Here is a 16,007-nt window from a genome sequence, read left to right on the forward strand (position 1 = left end):
GTCGCGTTGGTCATACGACATCGTCACCGAGGAGGCAAGCGCATCGCGTCGGGTAACCACTCACTTTCGCGAGGGTTGCGATTTCGCATAACTCCGTTTCACGAGTGGAATTCTCCAACGGAGCCCTTCAACATCGTCCAAATATCTTTTTTCTGAGCCGGGCTGAATAGAACTCCCTCGCGGGGCGTCTGCTCTTTTGTGAGTGGAGGATTGACTGAGACGGCGACCAGCCCCCAATCAGCGATACTCCATCCACTCCCCCCCTTTATGCTGGCGTTCCCCCCCTCAGCCACGCTTTTTCCCCCCCATTGGAAAATGCGCCTCTCCCCATTGCTCACGAGATGCTGAGAAAGGGTTTTCGATGCCGACCTTTACATTCCTCCCCTGGCGGATGGCCATGGTTGCCGGTGGCCTCTCGCTTCTGATGCAAACTCAGTCCGTACTGAGCTTCGGCGATGAAGCTTTACCCGAGCCCAAAAAGAACGTGCCCGCTGAGGAAGTACCCGCCATCGATCTCCTCACCGCCCTTCGACAAGGCGATGTAAGCGTCGATGCCGAGGGCAGTGGCGATGGTCGCATGACCCTGTCCGTGACCAACAAAACAAAGCGGAAGCTTCGGGTGGTCCTCCCTCCCGGTCTGATCGCCTCGGGTGCCACCGGTCAGTTCGGTGGCATGGGGGGCATGGGTGGCGGCATGGGTGGCATGGGCGGCGGCATGGGCGGTGGAATGGGCGGTATGGGCGGTGGAATGGGTGGCATGGGCGGTGGCATGGGCGGCATGGGCGGTGGTGGAATGGGGGGGCGAGGCGGAAGCATGGGAGGCGGCATGAGCGGCGGAACCATGCCCGCTTCGATGGGGATGATGATGTTAGGGCGGCTGATCATGTCCCTGGTCGGCGACCGCGATAGCTGGGACCAGCAGTCGCTGATGAGCGGCATGATGATGGGCATGGGCGGCGGCATGGGTGGCATGGGCGGTGGAATGGGCGGCATGGGTGGCATGGGCGGCATGGGCGGTGGAATGCGTTCCGTTCCGCCCACGGGATTGCCGTTCGCCGCGCTCAACCCCAAGCAGACCCGACATCTTCCCACGCGCTTGGTGGGTCTGTCGGAACCGGATGGGGAAGAACGGGTCGCGATGCCCGCGAAGGGCGAGAAGCTCCGGCTCGGCGACATCAGCCAGATGACCGACAATGCACAGATGCAGCAGGCTCTGAAGCGGCTGGCCGAGGATAAGGCGCCTCAGACGTTGGCCCAGCTTGTGATGTGGAAGGTCGCTTCCGGCCAGGACTGGAAGGCCATCGAGACGATGTCCCGCTCGTGGGCAAACGCCCACGAAATGACCCTGGCACGCACGTTCGTCGATCGGCTGGGAGCCCTTTCCACGGAGGAAACCGGAGTTTTACTCTACGAAATCGAGTCCAAGGATTCGACCGGCGACTCGGCGGTTCTCGAGCTAAAACAGGCACTCAAGGGGAAGAGCCTCCTCGGTCTGAAGGGCCAGTTGGGCGTTCCCGCGGAACCCGAGGGACCGGCATTGGCCTGCAAGGTGCAGGTGACTGAAGCCGAGGCCACGGTGCAGGTCGCGACCAGTGATGGCCCGGCTCGCTCCTGGTTGGCGGCAGGCAAGTTCACGCTCCCTTTGTCCCGAACGAAGACCGGTGAGCTGAATGTTTCCGCGGTCGCGGACGGCCTGGCCGAGGGGATCCTCACTCGCATGGTCCGGGCTCAGCTCTCGCCTGGTTCACGCTCGAAGGGAAAGCCGACCTACAAAATCAAGATCGAGAACGCCTCGCCACTGGTCCTGAACGGAGTCGCGGTCCTCGGCCGGGGAAGTGAGACCGAGTCGAAGATCCTCTCGGGGATCAGCATTTCGCCACAGCGAAGTATGACGATCCCCGCGACCGACGAGACAGTCAAGTTGCTCGGCCTCAAGAAGGGGATTCGCGTGATCGCGGCCGACCTGAGTGCCCTGTAATCCAAGACAAGCGTCAGGTAAAGGGTTCCAACACAGACCGACCGGACCGCCCCGGGCCATCAAGGCTCGGGGCGGTTCGGTTTCTCGACCTCAGTCGACGAACATAAACTCGTTGGTCAAGAGCAGGACCTGGGCATACTCTTCCCAAGGAGTAAGTGGCGGAGTAGCGGGTCCTTGAAAACCAGCCGTGGCCTTCCACTCGACGGGAGCTGGGGCGAGTTTGCGGACGATGGGCGACCAGCTAAACGAGTCGAAGCTCGGGTTGCTCCGTCCGTCGACGACGAAGTCGATGGTTTCCCCTGCCTTCACCTCGTAACGTTCCACACGTGTGGAAACCGTACCGTGCTGGGCGACCCAGTCGCCCAGGATTCCCGAGCAGGACGCAACGATCCGCCCGCGCACCCCGTCCCCTTCCTTCGCCGGATGAGCGAGTGCTCCGTCAATCGTGATCGTCGCATCCTGGGGCGCTGTCCACCGGCGGATCGCCGCGTGTTGAGAATCGTTGCCGACGTGCCCCCCCGACGCGTTCAGGTGCAGGTAACTGTTCTCCGGATCGGGGATCTTCGGGCCGAACTGCCAGGTCGTGCCGGTCCAGTGGGGGAAGGGCGCGAATGCGTGGACCCGCTGGGTCGACTCGTCCACCCCGCCGAAGCCTGCCTGCCAGATTTCCGTGGTGGTCGGCGACTGGTCGTTCGCCCGCTGCTCCACGAACCGGACGCCTCGGGAAAGCTCGGCAAGTTCCGGCGATCGGCCGAAAATCTGACGATAAAGCGCGCGGGTCCGCGCTTCCGGATCGGCTGCCCCGGCAGTCGTTGTGGCAAGCTGCCGCGCCTGTTCGATGACGAATGGGCTATTCATCAGGAAGAGGGCTTGCTGGGGAACCGTCGTCACGTAGCGGCGCGGACTGGTCGCGTCGGGACTGGCAAAGTCGAACGTGCGATAGACACCATCCAGGTTCTGGCGATCGATATAGCCGTAGACGGTGCGTCGCGTCGTGAACGGGCTCGCCGTGAGGTCGACCGACCGGCCTCCAAACGTGTCGTCCAGCCGGCCGGAGACAGCCAACAAGGCGTCCCGCATCGGCTCGAACTCGAGCCGACGTCGCGGGAAACGCCAGAGCAGACGGTTGGCCGGGTCCTTCACGAGGTAATCCGGCTTGTTCTCACTCTTCTGCTGATACACGCTCGAGAGCATCATCCGACGATGGAGCGACTTGATCGACCACCCGCTCCGAACGAACTCCGTCGCCAGGTCATCGAGTAACTCGGGGTGCGACGGCGGATCGCTCCGCAAGCCGAAGTCACTCGCAGTGGCCACCAGGCCAGTGCCGAAGTGGAGCATCCAGACGCGATTGACCAAGACGCGCGCGGTCAGCGGATTGCTTGGGTCGATAATCGCCTTCGCCAGGTCCAGCCGGCCGCTCCCGTTCGTGAACGGAGTCCGGTTGGCACCCGACAGCACCTCGAGGAACTGGCGAGGGACCGGCTTTCCAGGCCGACCCGGATTCCCGCGGACAAAAATATGCGGGTTGACCGGTTGCGCCGCGTCATTCAGGACCATCGCGTGGGGAGGAGCCCCCGGGTGGGTGGCCGAGAGTTCGGCAACCTTGTTTTGCAACTGCTTGAGATGATTTCGTTCCTCACGGTCGAGGGTCCGCGCAACTTCGTCGGACGCGACGCCAAGGGGCCCCCCATCTTGATGAAGCACGCGGCGGATCGCGTACCAGTCGGCGTCCTCGGCCGCGGTCTTCGCGTCGTCGCGAGCCGCCGGCTTCGACTCGGCTTTCGCCAAGAGCGCGGCGTAGCGAGTGGCCACATCCTTCATACCGGTGGGTGGTTGTGCGCTGAACAAGGCAACGACAACGGGGTTCGATTCTGACGGTTTGCTCGGGGCGAGAGCTTTGGCCACATCGCCCGCGCGACGGGCAAAATCCGCCTCGGGAATCGCCGCGAACGCATGCCAGGGGCCGAAAAGCGGGTCTTTGCCGTTTCGAGCCGCGTCGAGCCGACTCTTCCAATGGCTGATCGCCAGACGGAGTCGGCTGGGCGGAAGCGAGGCCGACCGCGCCCGATCGTCGAGCTTGGGATGCTTCGGGTTGAACTCGAGGTCGAACGCAGCGAGGAAGTAGGGCTCGACCCGACTCCCAAGATCCTTCTGAATCTCCTCGCGCTTCGAGGCCAAATACGAGTCCACCTGCGCCTGCCGATTGCCGTGTTCCTGCGCGAACGCGATCGAGTCGGAGGTCGTCGTTGCCGGGGTGATCAGGGGAGGATCGGCGGGCTCGTTCGAGCTGGCAAAAACGCCGTAGAGCGAATAATAATCGGCGGTCGGGATCGGGTCGAACTTGTGGTCGTGGCAACGGGCGCACGAGACGGTGAGCCCAAGCAGGCCGCGAGTCACCACATCGATCCGATCGTCGATAATGTCTTGCTGGTTGTTGAGAAATCGACGTCCCACGGTCAAGAACCCAAGCGCCGCCAGGGGTTGCGTGTTTCCGTCTTGGGGCAGACGATCGGCCGCAATCTGCTGGAGCAGGAACTGATCGTAGGGACGGTCTTCATTGAACGACCGGATGACGTAGTCGCGGTACGTATACGAGTAGGGGTAGCGACGTTCCTCGTTGAAGACATAGCCCTTCGTATCCGCATAGCGTGCCACGTCGAGCCAATGCCGACCCCACCGCTCTCCATAGTGGGGAGAGGCAAGCAGTCGTTCGACCACCTTGGCGAAGGCATCAGGGGCCTGATCGGCCTCGAACGCGTCGATCTCGGCGGCGGTCGGCGGCAAGCCGGTCAAGTCAAAGCTCGCGCGCCGAATCAAGGTTCGCTTGTCGGCCTGTCCGGAGGGAGTCATCCCCGCGCCCTCGAGTTTGGCGAGGATGAAAGCGTCAATCGTCGAAGTCCCCCAACTCTGGCTCGTGACCGGGTACGACTTGACCTGAAGGACCGGTTGAAACGCCCAGTGTTTTTCGGTCGCCTCCTCCTTTTCGGCGGCCGTGAGGACGGTCCCGTTGGGCCATGGGGCGCCTTGAGTCACCCATTCGGCGAGCGCCTCAATCGCCGGAGCAGGCAGTTTGCCCTTGGGGGGCATCTTGATCTCTTCGTGGGAGTGCCGGACCACCTGGACGAGCAGGCTCGTGTCGGGGCTGCCCGGTACGATGGCTGCCCCGCTCTCGCCCCCCTCGAGCATCGCTTCGCGCGAGTCGAGCCGCAGGCCCGAGGACTGCTTCTTGGCCCCGTGGCAGCGGATGCACGAGTCGACCAGGAGTGGACGAACCCGCGCTTCGAAGAACTCGGTCGAGGCGACGCCTGCCACGGAGGGCGCGGGGGCCTCTGCAACAGCGTTCGACAAGATCCCCAGGATCAAGCCAAATCCAAGGAGGGAAGCGGACCATCTCATAGGATTTCTCGAGAGCGAGGAGGTCGGAGGGTGCCCGAGGGCATCGCAATCGGTGGGTGGAACGGCCGGCATCCGCGCGTGAGGGAGGGATCCCAACACCACGAATTGTATAGGTTGGGCCATGATTCTACCAGGGCGAACGGGAGAGCGGTTTGACCTCCAGGGCGTTGTCTGGAACGATGAAACGCGCGCGTGGCCCCTCCAGGATTGAATCGAGACGAGACGACGGGAATGAACAGCACGGCCGAACCAGTCCAGACTCCGGAGTCGCCCAGGCTTCACGTCATCCTCTATGAGCCCGAGATCGCCGCGAATACGGGGTCGATCGGGCGCACCTGCGTGGCCGTGGGTGCAATGCTCTGGCTCGTCCGTCCGCTCGGGTTTCACCTCGACGATCGGCATCGCCGCCGAGCCGGCTTGGACTATTGGGAACACTTGAGCTGGCGCGTCGTTGACCACATCGATGAGGTGGTCGAGGTCTTGGGCCGCGACCGCCTCTGGTCATTCAGCACCAAAGCCTCCTCCTCGTACACCACGGCCACCTACCGCGCGGGCGATGGCCTGGTCTTTGGCCCGGAAAGCCGAGGCCTCCCCCCCTCCTGGATCTCATCCCCGAGCAATCGGTTGGTCCGAATTCCGATCCGCCCGGAAGCTCGCAGCCTGAACCTGGCGAACGCAGTCGCGATCGGGACATTCGAAGCGGTCCGCCAACTCGAACTGGCTCCGGCCTGATCCGCCGCGACCGCCCCAAACGGAAACGACCTCGAACGCCAAAGGCGTTCGAGGTCGCTTGTTGAGTGCTCCTCACTGAAATGAGGGGACCGTCAGTCCAATCAAAGGCCGCTGAGATCGGCCGCGACGAGGCGAACCCCCTTCTTGAGACCCAATTGCTCTACCACTCGGCTGGTTGCCGGGACGGTGATGCTCTTACCCGGGGCCACGCTGATCCCTGCAAGCACCTTGGGCTCTTGACCGCTCTCACTCCCCGTGCCCACGACGGCGATGCCGTTGAGAATCAGCGGGGAGCCGTTCTCGATCCGGACTCGGTACAAGTCTTTGCCCTTGCCCTTCGACACGGGCGCGACCGACGCCCGAACCAGACGTCCCAGCATTCCCTCGGCCAACGAATCGACAAATGCCTCCGTTTTCGCTTTGTCGCTTTCGCGAGCGACCGGCAAGGTGAACTTGCCCGCAGCGGCCCACGCCGTCGCGTCGGGATTGCTCGTCGACATCTCCACGATCGCTTCGGGCTTCTCCGCAGTCCCTCTGAGGGTGATCCGACAGGCAACCCCAGGCCCCTGGGGTAGAGCGGGGATCTCGGTCTTCACCGCCAGCCCGAGCACAGTCTGATCCTTGAGCGCCTTCTCGAGTTGACGGGCCAGCGCCTTGTGGGCGGAATCGTCGGCCCGAACTTCGCAAACGATCGTCCCCGAGTCCCCCTTGGGCAACTCGTCGAGCTGGTCGACGAACGACTGGGCCAAGGTCAACTCTTGCGCGTTCGCCCAATCTTTCGATAGCGCGGTAATCGTCGCCCAATCCAGGTGCGACGCCACTCGCCACATCACGAGTTGAGACACCGACTGAGGCGCTTTGTCTTCCGCGAGTCGCTTCAAAGCTTTCTGCACCCGCGGATCGACCGTGAGCTGGCTGATATCGCCCAGCCGCAGCCGTTCTCCCTTGGCCGGCATCACCACGGGCTGTTCAGGATTGGGGTCGGAGAGCCCCACCAACCGCGTGGGCAAGTGACGGGTCTGCTTGGGATTGAGCGTGGCGAACGGAAGGCTCGTCGGGGGAACCGACCGCATTCCACCACCCATGCCGCCCATTCCACCCATTCCTCCCATGCCGCCGCCCATTCCCCCCATGCCCATGCCACCCATGCCACCCATCATTCCGGACATCAGTGATTGCTGATCCCAGCTATCGCGCTCGCCGACCAGGGACATGATCAGCCGGCCCAGCATCATCATCCCCATCGAGGCGGGCATGGTTCCACCCCCCATCCCCATGCCACCGCCCATGCCACCGCCGCCCATACCTCCCATGCCACCGCCGCCCATGCCCCCCATACCACCGCCCATGCCACCCATACCCATGCCACCCATACCGCCCATGCCGCCGCCCATACCCCCCATCCCCATGCCGCCCATGCCGCCACCGCCCATGCCCCCCATCCCACCGAACTGGCCAGTGGCACCCGAGGCGATCAGACCGGGCGGGAGGACAACCTGAAGCTTGCGCCTGGTCTTATTGGTGACGGAGAGGGTCATCCGACCGTCGCCGATCCCTTCGGCATTGACCGAAACCGAGCCGGATCGGACCGCTTCGAGCAGGTTCAGCTTTGGAATTTCTTCCGCCGAGGCCGGGGATTCTTGGTCCGTGCTTTTGGCGGGAGGAGGCGTTGAGGGACCGTCGGCGGCGGCGAGCGCCCCGGGTCCGACGAGGCAAAGACTGGTGAAGACCGATGCGGGAACACCGAGGAGTCGAAGCGTCAAATTCATGGCAAGAGCCTCTTAGCACTCCGATCAGGAGTTCAGTCCGAGTGCGTCGACCGGATCAAGAATGCGCTCCCGCTGAGGGGTGGAAGGCCGACCGGGACCTGCGACTCGGGGGGTAATGGGACACCGTTTGGAACGTATCAATCGACTAGCAAGACTCACGATGCTACAGACTCAAAGACGTACAGACCTCAGGCCCTATTCGCGCCTCTTCGACCGTTTTTTTTTGCGGGACATCTGGATCGAAGTTTAGACTTCCGATCCGGGATGTCAAAATCGAAGGTCTGAACCGTGACGAAAATGATCTCTCTAAACCAAAGAGACATAACAATTTTCGACACACCGAACCGAGTCTCGACCCGCGTCGGATCGATCACGTTTTTTCGTCGGATCCGCACGGCCCACCACGCCTTCCTCGCTGCGGCTTCGCGGGCATCGCTGACTCTCGACCTCCAAGCGAATCGGCTGGGGACATGCCCGCCCGACGAGACTCAATGCTGAGTCGCTCGCACGCCCTCATCGATTCCCGGCAAGGGAAGAGTCATGTCAGCAAGAGCCACGCCCACGAGTCTGTTGAACGCTGGAGTGGCCCTTGACGCAGGGCCAAAGGATCGACGATTCTGGAGATGAGGCTTCCCGCACGCGACGATGAGGCGGATCATTCCGACGACGGTTGGGGGATATTTCGTCAGATTTCGCTCGACCAATGATTCACGCAAATTCCCAGGGCAAGTCGCTCGGTCGGGGTTTGCATCGATTTGGAGTGATCGCGCACCGACCCAAGGGAAAGCGTACGCAGAGTCGAACGGCTGTCGCGATCGTCAGTCTTGGCCGGTGAAATCGGCGAAGCTCTGAGGGAGTCACTCCCCGACTCATGGTCATGACTCGCGGGCGAGTTCGGGTCAGACCCCGGCGGCCTGCCCTGCGAGCGCGGGCGATCCCCCCGCCTCAATCGCCCGCCAGAACTTTCGGAGCGGTAGCAGGACATCCGCGTTGAAGCCCCGCCGGCCGTAGGTGATCGCGACGAAATAGGACGCCAGACGTACGGCATCCGAACCGAGGGCGGGCCGGGCCTCTCCCAGCCGCCGGACGAACTCGGTGGGCGTCTCGTGCGGTGAGCGGCCCAGGTCGTGCTCGTACGCCCAGGCTTCCAGCGCCTCGAAGCTGTAGACGACGAGGTCATCGGGCGTGAACTGGCGGTCAAGCCCCGTGTCGAACGGGTTCGCGAACGAAGCAAACGGCCGAGCGGGCGGCTCCGGCGCGGTCGAAGCCTCGGCTTTTTGCTTCGGTTTCGGGGCTCTCGGCCCACCGAACCAGAGACCTCCCAGCAGCGCCCCGATCATCGCCAGGAGGCCCTGGAGCAACCCCGGGCCGTAACGAACGGCGCCAAAACATAAGAACACGATCCCGGCGATGAGGATCGGGATGCGCAGCCAACTCGGGGCCTGAAACGAGAGCGTGGGCGGTTGCACGGGGGGGGTCGGCGCTTGATCCGCCGGCGGCGACGAGTCACCTTGTCCGGATTCAGGTTCCTGCTTCCGGCCGGCCTGATCCTGCCCCCTGCCCGGTCCGTCGTTCCGGTCCTGCTGACCCGCACCGCCAGCTTTCGCCGCGGAAGGCTTGCCGCGGGCGGCGCCCGCCTTCGAACGTCCTGGGCCACTCTTTCCCCCCTGGCGTCCCGGACCGTTGGTCTGCCGCGCGGCGTTGGGATCGTTGGTCTTCCCCGAGCCCTCGGGCTCGCCGGATTCGGGTTGCGGACGCGCGGATTTCGAAGCGGCGTCCCCCTGGCTCGGGGCCCCTTCGCCCTCGACGCCACCGTCCTTGAGCATCGCCCACCGCGAGGCGCGGCGGTCGCTCGACGCGAACGACGAGCCGCTCATCGTCCGAAACCCCGAAAGCGACGGGACCACGACTGCCGAGGCGACGGTCAGTCCCACGATCATGACTGCGCCCGTCGTCAGCCAAGTCGTCGTCATCGCCCCGGGCATCGCGAGCTTGCGCCTCCTGAGGTAGCGGCGCAAGTTGAGGAAGCTCGTCGCCAGCAGCAGGCCCATCGCACTGGCGAGGTAGGCCAAAAAGTAGAGAAAGAGCCCGGAGCGACGCTCCGCTTCGACGGTCGGCACGAGCCACTGGCCCAGACCAAAGACCGGAAGCGAGGCAAGCGCGAAGTAGATGAGCCAGACGCCCGGCGGGTGGGGACGGTAGGCCTCGCCCAGTTCGCGTCCCCAAGGCTTCCACCAGGGGCGACGGGGCAGGAGCGAAGCGTCCATACCTTCCGGGTCGTCCTGCGCGTAGGCCGACGCCGCGGCTGAAGCATCGAGTCCGCTCTCCTGGAGCAGGCCGACGCCGGCATCCTGGTCCTCGTCGACCAGGGTGCAGTCGTAGGTCAGTTTGTGAGTCACCCACCAGACGAAGCCCAACATCGCCAGCAGGAACGGCTGGAACCCCGCCAACGACGTGGCCACCAGTCCCACGGCGCCGCCGAGAGCCAGGCCGTAGCCCTTGGCTTGTTCGCCACCGATCTGCATGCCGACCCGCGTGATGAGCACGATCCCGAACACGAACCAGAAGAGAATCCAACGGAGTCGGGCCAGGAACGGACCTTCGTACCAGAGGTCGAGCAGGAAAAACATCAGTCCGCCGACCATGACCATGATCAGGGCCGGCACGATCGCGGCGACGAGGTGGTCAACCAGAGTGCCCTGGGATTGCGCGCGGGCCATTGGGGGAGACTCCGAATCCGTTTTAGAGCGGCGTCACGAACTGAAGCTCGCAGAAACCATGCAGCTCGTTCTCGTCGGACACGGCGCGGACGGCCAGGCCCTGGGCGATCAGCGGCCCGGCACCGTCGATCCGCTCGATCTCGTCGAACGCCAGAAGCACCACGCTCACGGCGAACCCCTGGCGTTTGAGCCGGCCCAGTGCCTCGGCCGTTTCGGGAGTGACCTGAGCCAGGATGGCGACGACCGTCGCGTCGCGGGGCATCCGCGACTCGACTTCGATGACCAGGCGGTCGAAGCTCAAGGCGTCGGACAGCTCAACCCGGGCCATGACCTCACGAATCCGCGCGAAGGTTTCGGGACCGCGGCCGACCGGGACGATCAGCGGGCGGAGCCGGTCGTCGTCCTCGCGCATCGCGGCCGTTCGGTGGATCGCCGCGCGATCGGAGCCAAGCCCGGGCTGCCGCCACGCGATCTCGTCGCGCTGGCGAACGCGCTCGGCGGCGTCCCGGCCGTTGGTCATCAGGCCGACGGGCTGCCCCATCAGGCTCACTGCGTTGGCCAGCGCCACCGCGGTGGTGACAGCCAGTTCGGAGCGGCCCGGCTCGTTCCGGGCTGGATAGGCGTCGCGGTGGAAGTCGAGCAGGATCGTCGCGCCGGCGATCGTCGAGGCGTCGTAGACCTTACTATGCAACGTCCCGGTCCGCGCCGTGGCCGCCCAGTGCACACGGTTGAGCGGGTCGCCGGGCTGATACGCGCGCACACCGGCGATCCGCGTCGGGTCCTCGAACAGCCGATGCGTCAGCTTGATCTCACCGATCGGCCGACGCGACGCCAGGTCGTAGCCCGGAAGTGGCACGACCTTGGGATAGACGACGACGTAGACCGGATCGGTCGCGATCCGGAACCGGCGGTGGAGGCCGAACAGGTCGCCCGTCTCCAACACAAGCGGACCCACCTGGTAATATCCCCGCATCGTGAAGTGGAGCTGATAGTTCAGCGTTTTGCGGCCGAGCGGCCCGAGCATCGCCACGGCCAGGCGACGCCCCTTGACCTCGATCCGCGGGGGCCGCGACGTGATCGCCGCGCGGGGCAGCATCTCCTCGATCAGGACCCAGGCGATCGGCAGCCGCCCGCAATTGCGCAGCGTCGTCACGAACGCGATCGACTGACCGATCTCGGCCTCGGTCCGGTTGCAGTCCCGCGTCGCCTCCAGGTTGGCGATCCACGACCGTGCGAGGAACCGGCTGACGAGCATCAGGCCCGACAGCGCCAGCATCGCGCCGGCAAGGAGGCCAAGGTCGAACGCGACCGCAACCACGAGAACCAGGATGACGACGAAGACCGAGCGCATCAGGCCATGACCCTCGCTCCACCCATCGGCACGACGGCCGCGTCGAGAACCTCTTCAATCACCGACCGGGCCGTGACCTTCCGGAGCCGGCTCTCGGGCTTGAGGATGATCCGATGGCTCAGAACGGCCGGGGCCATCCGCTTGACGTCGTCGGGAGTGACGAAGTCCTGCCCTCGAACCGCCGCCACGGCCTGCGAGGCGCGATGAAGGGCCAACGAGGCTCTCGGGCTGCCCCCGAGCAAGACGTCGGGATGCGCGCGAGTGCGACGAATCAAGTCGACGACATACCGGCAAAGCTTATCGTCCACGCGGACCAACCGCACCGCCTGCTGGCACTGGAGGACTTCCTCGGCGGTCACCACCGCCTGGAGATCGTCGATCGGATGGCGGAGTTGCAACCGCCCGAGCATGGACGCCTCTTCCTCGGCCGACGGGTAACCGAGATTGAGCCGGACCAGGAACCGGTCGAGCTGCGCCTCGGGGAGTGGGAAGGTTCCCTCGTGATCCACCGGGTTCTGAGTGGCGATCAGCAGGAACGGCGGCGTCAGGTCGTACGTCGTTCCGTCAGCCGAGACACTGCGCTCCGCCATCGCCTCCAGCAGCGCGGACTGGGTTCTCGGGGTGGCGCGGTTGATCTCGTCGGCCAGCACGATTTGCGCGAAGATCGGGCCCTGCCTGAACTCGAACTGCGTCGTCTTCGGGTTGAAGATCGATGCCCCCGTCACGTCCGACGGCAGCAGGTCCGGCGTGCATTGCACCCGCTTGAACGTCGCCCCGACGCTCCGGGCCAACGCCCGCGCCAGCATCGTCTTGGCCACGCCCGGCACGTCCTCGAGCAGGATGTGGCCCTCGGCGAAGTAAGCCACCAGAGCCAGGAGGATCTCCGGACGCTTGCCGACGACGACCTTCTCAATATTGGCGACAATCCGCTTGCCGGCCGCCGTGACTTCCGTCATGCCACTGCCTCCCCCCCCAGTCGGGCGCCTCGTCGGGCCGGACGGCGAACCCTGCCGCCTACGCGGTCGAGCGTGGAACCCGCCGACCCCAGACAAAAGTCCTACTATTGGAATTCTCGAGATCGAAAGCAAGACCGAAGTCTGACAAATGTAAAAAACGTCGAGATCCGTGATCTTAGGTAACGGCTGCAGGTCTGACCATGGGGAGGAGCTCAACCCGTTATGGATGGCCTGGGCTGGTGCGTGCCCGTTGCTGATCGGTTAAAGTGCGTACGATCCTCGAAGGACGTCGTAATTCAGGCCATCGAAGTCGGGAGCGAGTGATGCGATTTGTTTCCCACCTGGGATGTCCCACCTGCGGTGCCACGTATCCGGCCGATCGCCTCATGAACTTGTGCGAGCGTGACGGGCGTCCGGTCCAGGTGGTTCTCGATATCGACCGACTCAAGTCCGAGCGGGGCCGCGACGGTGGGTGGGACCCATCGCGCCACGACCTTTGGCGGTTCGGTGGCCTCTTACCGCTCGACGTCGCCGATCCCGACGATTGTCGTCACGTCGTTTCCCTGGGAGAAGGAAATACGCCCAGTCTTCCCTACGCCCACCCCTGGGCCGATCGGCTGGGATGTCGGCTCGAGGTGAAGGACGAAGGGAAGCCGTACCCGGGCTTCGGCCATAACCCGACACTCTCGTTTAAAGACCGGGGGATGGCCGTGACGGTCTCGATGGCCAAGGCCCTCGGTCTGTCTCGACTGGCCGTCCCCACCCAAGGAAATGCGGGAGACGCGCTGGCCGAATACGCGGTGGCGGGCGGACTCGAGGCGGCGATCGTCATGTCGCCCGACACCGACCTGCCGATCCTGGGCAAGGTGGCGGCCTACGCCAAGCTCCACCCGGCGCTGATCACGCTGGAGCTTGTGGCGGGTACGATCGTCGAATCGGCCCAGCGAATTCGCGACCATTATGTGCCGGCCGGCTATTTCAGCGTCGCCACGTTTCAAGAGCCGGGTTGGCGCACCGAGGGCAAGAAGACGCTCGGCCTGGAAATGGCGGAGCCCGCCGGCGATCGACTGGCGGAACGGGTCTGGAAACTCCCCGACGTGATCGTTTATCCGACGGGAGGGGGCACCGGTGTCGTCGGGATGGCCAAGGCGTTCGACGAACTCCAGGCGCTTGGCCTGGTGGGCGACGAACGGCCCCGGATGGTCTGCGTCCAGAGCTCGGCGACGACCCCGATCGTTCGCGCCTTCGACGAAGGGGCGGATGACATCACCCCCCTGCCCCCCGGCACGACCATCGCCACGGGCTTGAATGTGGCGCGGAACGTCGGGCACATCAACGTCTTGCGCATCATTCGCGAGTCGGGAGGGGCCGCCATCGCCGTGACCGACGACGCGATTCGCACGGTCATCCGCGACGAGTGGCGGGACCGACGCTTCGCCTGGTCACCCGAGGGCGCCGCAACCCTTGCCGCATTGCCGGAAATGGCCGATCGCGGTCTGATTCGCAAGGGAGATCGCGTCGTCCTGGTGAACACCGCCGCCGCCGAGAAGTCCTTGCCCAATATCCGGATGCTGCTGGACGGGGGGCTCTGAGGGAAAATCCCCCTTCATTCGCGCCCCCTTCAGACAACCTGGCGACACGGCCGAAGGTGGCTCACACCCGCCACCAGAAGCGCTATCGCCAGGGCCGCCGCGATCGCGGCCGACGGGGGAATTGGCGCTTCAAGGTGTCCAGCAAACAAGTCATCAAGGTGCGCGACCGTCTGAAGGACGATCGCCGAACCGATGACGATCAACGTCCACCCAAGGACGGCTGAAAGTCGTTCCTTCAACGTGGTTGGCTTTGATTTCCTCATCGTCCGGGTCTCCCGATCGCGGTTTTCAGTCAGGAACGGCTCAATTCTGACATGGGAATCCGACTCCCGTGGCCAAGGCCGCCAAAATCCTACGAACTTCGGCGAACCCGTCAATCTCGTCCCGAACTTAGTCCAAGTGCTCGTGCACGGCCTCGGCGACCACGAGGTTGCGGGATGTTACGGGCCAGTAGCGGCAGGCGACTCCGACGAGCAGAAAGAGGCCGCCGACGATGGTGGGAACGGCGGGGCGTTCGCCAATGACCAGGAGAACCCAGATCGGGGCGAGCACCGGCTCAAGCAGGCCGAGGAGACCCGCCTCGGGAGCGCCGATGTCGCGGAGCCCTCGGGCGAACAATCCGTAAGGGATCGCCATCTGGATTGTTCCGAACACCACGAGCAGGACGATCGTCGAAGCGGGGGGCACTTGAATTGAGCCGCGGGTCAGGAGGATCCAGAGTGCGAGAGTGCCCGATGCAGCCAGGTTGTTGAAGGCGCTCAGCCAGATCGGGTCGAGGTCGCGAAATCCTCGAAGTCCAACAACCACTCCCGCGTAGCCCACGCCGCTGGCGAGGCCAAGTGCGATCCCCTGCCCTTCATTGGGCCGGCCGTCGTACCCGTAGAAGACAATGGCCACGACGCCGAGCGAGGCAAGCGCGATCCCGACGATCGACCGGCGGTCCGGACGTTCTCTCAGGAGCCAGGCACTGAGCGGGATCGTCCAGATCGTCGCCGTGCACTGGAGAAAAATGGCGTTGGCGGCGGTCGTTGTCATGACCGCGCTGAGGTAGAGCCCGGTCATGGCGCCGAAGGTGAATCCGAGCGGGATCATCGTCGGCCGGATGACACGACGCGACGCGGGGACGAACGGCAACAAGACCAAGCCCGCAAACAGGCTACGGTAAAAGGCAACCGTCAGGCCGTCGAGGTCGAGCGCCTTGGCAAACACTCCCCCCAGGCTCCAGAGCGCGGCCGCGCCAAGCACGTATCGGCGCCCAGACCGCGCCGCTTTCCGGTGATCGTCCAACACCCAATCCACGCTGATCTCCTCGGTCATCGGCTCGCAATCAAACCCGGCCAAATGGTACGGTTCACGACCCGTTCCGAATAGGCGTCTGGGAATTGCCTTTCGATGCGACAACAGTAAAATCAGAGCAACACGGTCGCTGATTCACGACCTTTTGGAGGGGCACAAGCCGGCCCCATTCTGCTATCGTTGAAGAGAAGGGACTCCCAAACAGTCGCTCGGG

The 16,007-nt window shown here is 64.4% G+C and carries 10 protein-coding genes; 3 read left to right on the forward strand and 7 right to left on the reverse strand.

Annotation, left to right across the window (positions count from 1 at the left end; all coding sequences use genetic code 11):
* Positions 1-361 precede the first annotated feature (361 nt).
* Positions 362-1,978, forward strand: coding sequence for a hypothetical protein (locus BUS42_RS36335; protein WP_074315924.1), 1,617 nt, complete (start codon positions 362-364; stop codon positions 1,976-1,978).
* A 90-nt stretch (positions 1,979-2,068) separates the two neighbouring features.
* On the opposite strand, the gene BUS42_RS36340 is transcribed toward BUS42_RS36335, so the two are convergent.
* Complete coding sequence (locus tag BUS42_RS36340) at positions 2,069-5,377, reverse strand: PSD1 and planctomycete cytochrome C domain-containing protein (RefSeq protein WP_074315926.1); 3,309 nt, start codon at positions 5,375-5,377, stop codon at positions 2,069-2,071.
* Between the two features lie 231 nt (positions 5,378-5,608).
* Here BUS42_RS36340 and BUS42_RS36345 point away from each other — a divergent pair, with 231 nt between their 5' ends.
* The gene (locus tag BUS42_RS36345; protein ID WP_074315928.1) at positions 5,609-6,109 is read left to right on the forward strand and encodes a tRNA (cytidine(34)-2'-O)-methyltransferase; all 501 of its coding nucleotides are present in this window, start codon (positions 5,609-5,611) and stop codon (positions 6,107-6,109) included.
* Between the two features lie 101 nt (positions 6,110-6,210).
* Here the strand turns inward: BUS42_RS36345 and BUS42_RS36350 are convergent, their stop codons facing one another.
* The 4 genes from BUS42_RS36350 to BUS42_RS36365 form a co-directional block, all read right to left on the reverse strand.
* Positions 6,211-7,878 carry a hypothetical protein gene (locus tag BUS42_RS36350; RefSeq protein WP_074315930.1) on the reverse strand — a complete coding sequence of 556 codons (1,668 nt, stop codon included), beginning with the start codon at positions 7,876-7,878 and terminating at the stop codon, positions 6,211-6,213.
* A gap of 899 nt (positions 7,879-8,777) precedes the next feature.
* Positions 8,778-10,598 (reverse strand): DUF4129 domain-containing protein, encoded by a 1,821-nt coding sequence (locus BUS42_RS36355; protein WP_074315932.1) that lies wholly within the window; start codon positions 10,596-10,598, stop codon positions 8,778-8,780.
* 22 nt (positions 10,599-10,620) lie between these two features.
* A complete protein-coding gene (locus tag BUS42_RS36360; protein WP_074315933.1) occupies positions 10,621-11,949 on the reverse strand; it encodes a DUF58 domain-containing protein in 1,329 nt (442 codons plus the stop codon).
* A complete protein-coding gene (locus BUS42_RS36365) occupies positions 11,949-12,905 on the reverse strand; it encodes an AAA family ATPase (protein WP_074315935.1) in 957 nt (318 codons plus the stop codon). The genes BUS42_RS36360 and BUS42_RS36365 overlap by 1 nt, the downstream gene beginning before the upstream one ends.
* A gap of 323 nt (positions 12,906-13,228) precedes the next feature.
* Between BUS42_RS36365 and BUS42_RS36370 the strand changes: the two genes are divergently transcribed.
* Entirely contained in the window at positions 13,229-14,497 is a 1,269-nt protein-coding gene (locus tag BUS42_RS36370) for a threonine synthase (RefSeq protein WP_074315938.1), read from the forward strand.
* A gap of 29 nt (positions 14,498-14,526) precedes the next feature.
* Here BUS42_RS36370 and BUS42_RS36375 read toward each other — a convergent pair whose 3' ends face one another.
* Both BUS42_RS36375 and BUS42_RS36380 read right to left on the reverse strand, forming a co-directional pair.
* A complete protein-coding gene (locus BUS42_RS36375) occupies positions 14,527-14,760 on the reverse strand; it encodes a hypothetical protein (protein ID WP_074315941.1) in 234 nt (77 codons plus the stop codon).
* Between the two features lie 127 nt (positions 14,761-14,887).
* Positions 14,888-15,796, reverse strand: coding sequence for a DMT family transporter (locus BUS42_RS36380; protein ID WP_254054045.1), 909 nt, complete (start codon positions 15,794-15,796; stop codon positions 14,888-14,890).
* Positions 15,797-16,007 lie beyond the last annotated feature (211 nt).

The organism is Singulisphaera sp. GP187 (assembly GCF_900129635.1).
GTDB lineage: Bacteria > Planctomycetota > Planctomycetia > Isosphaerales > Isosphaeraceae > Singulisphaera.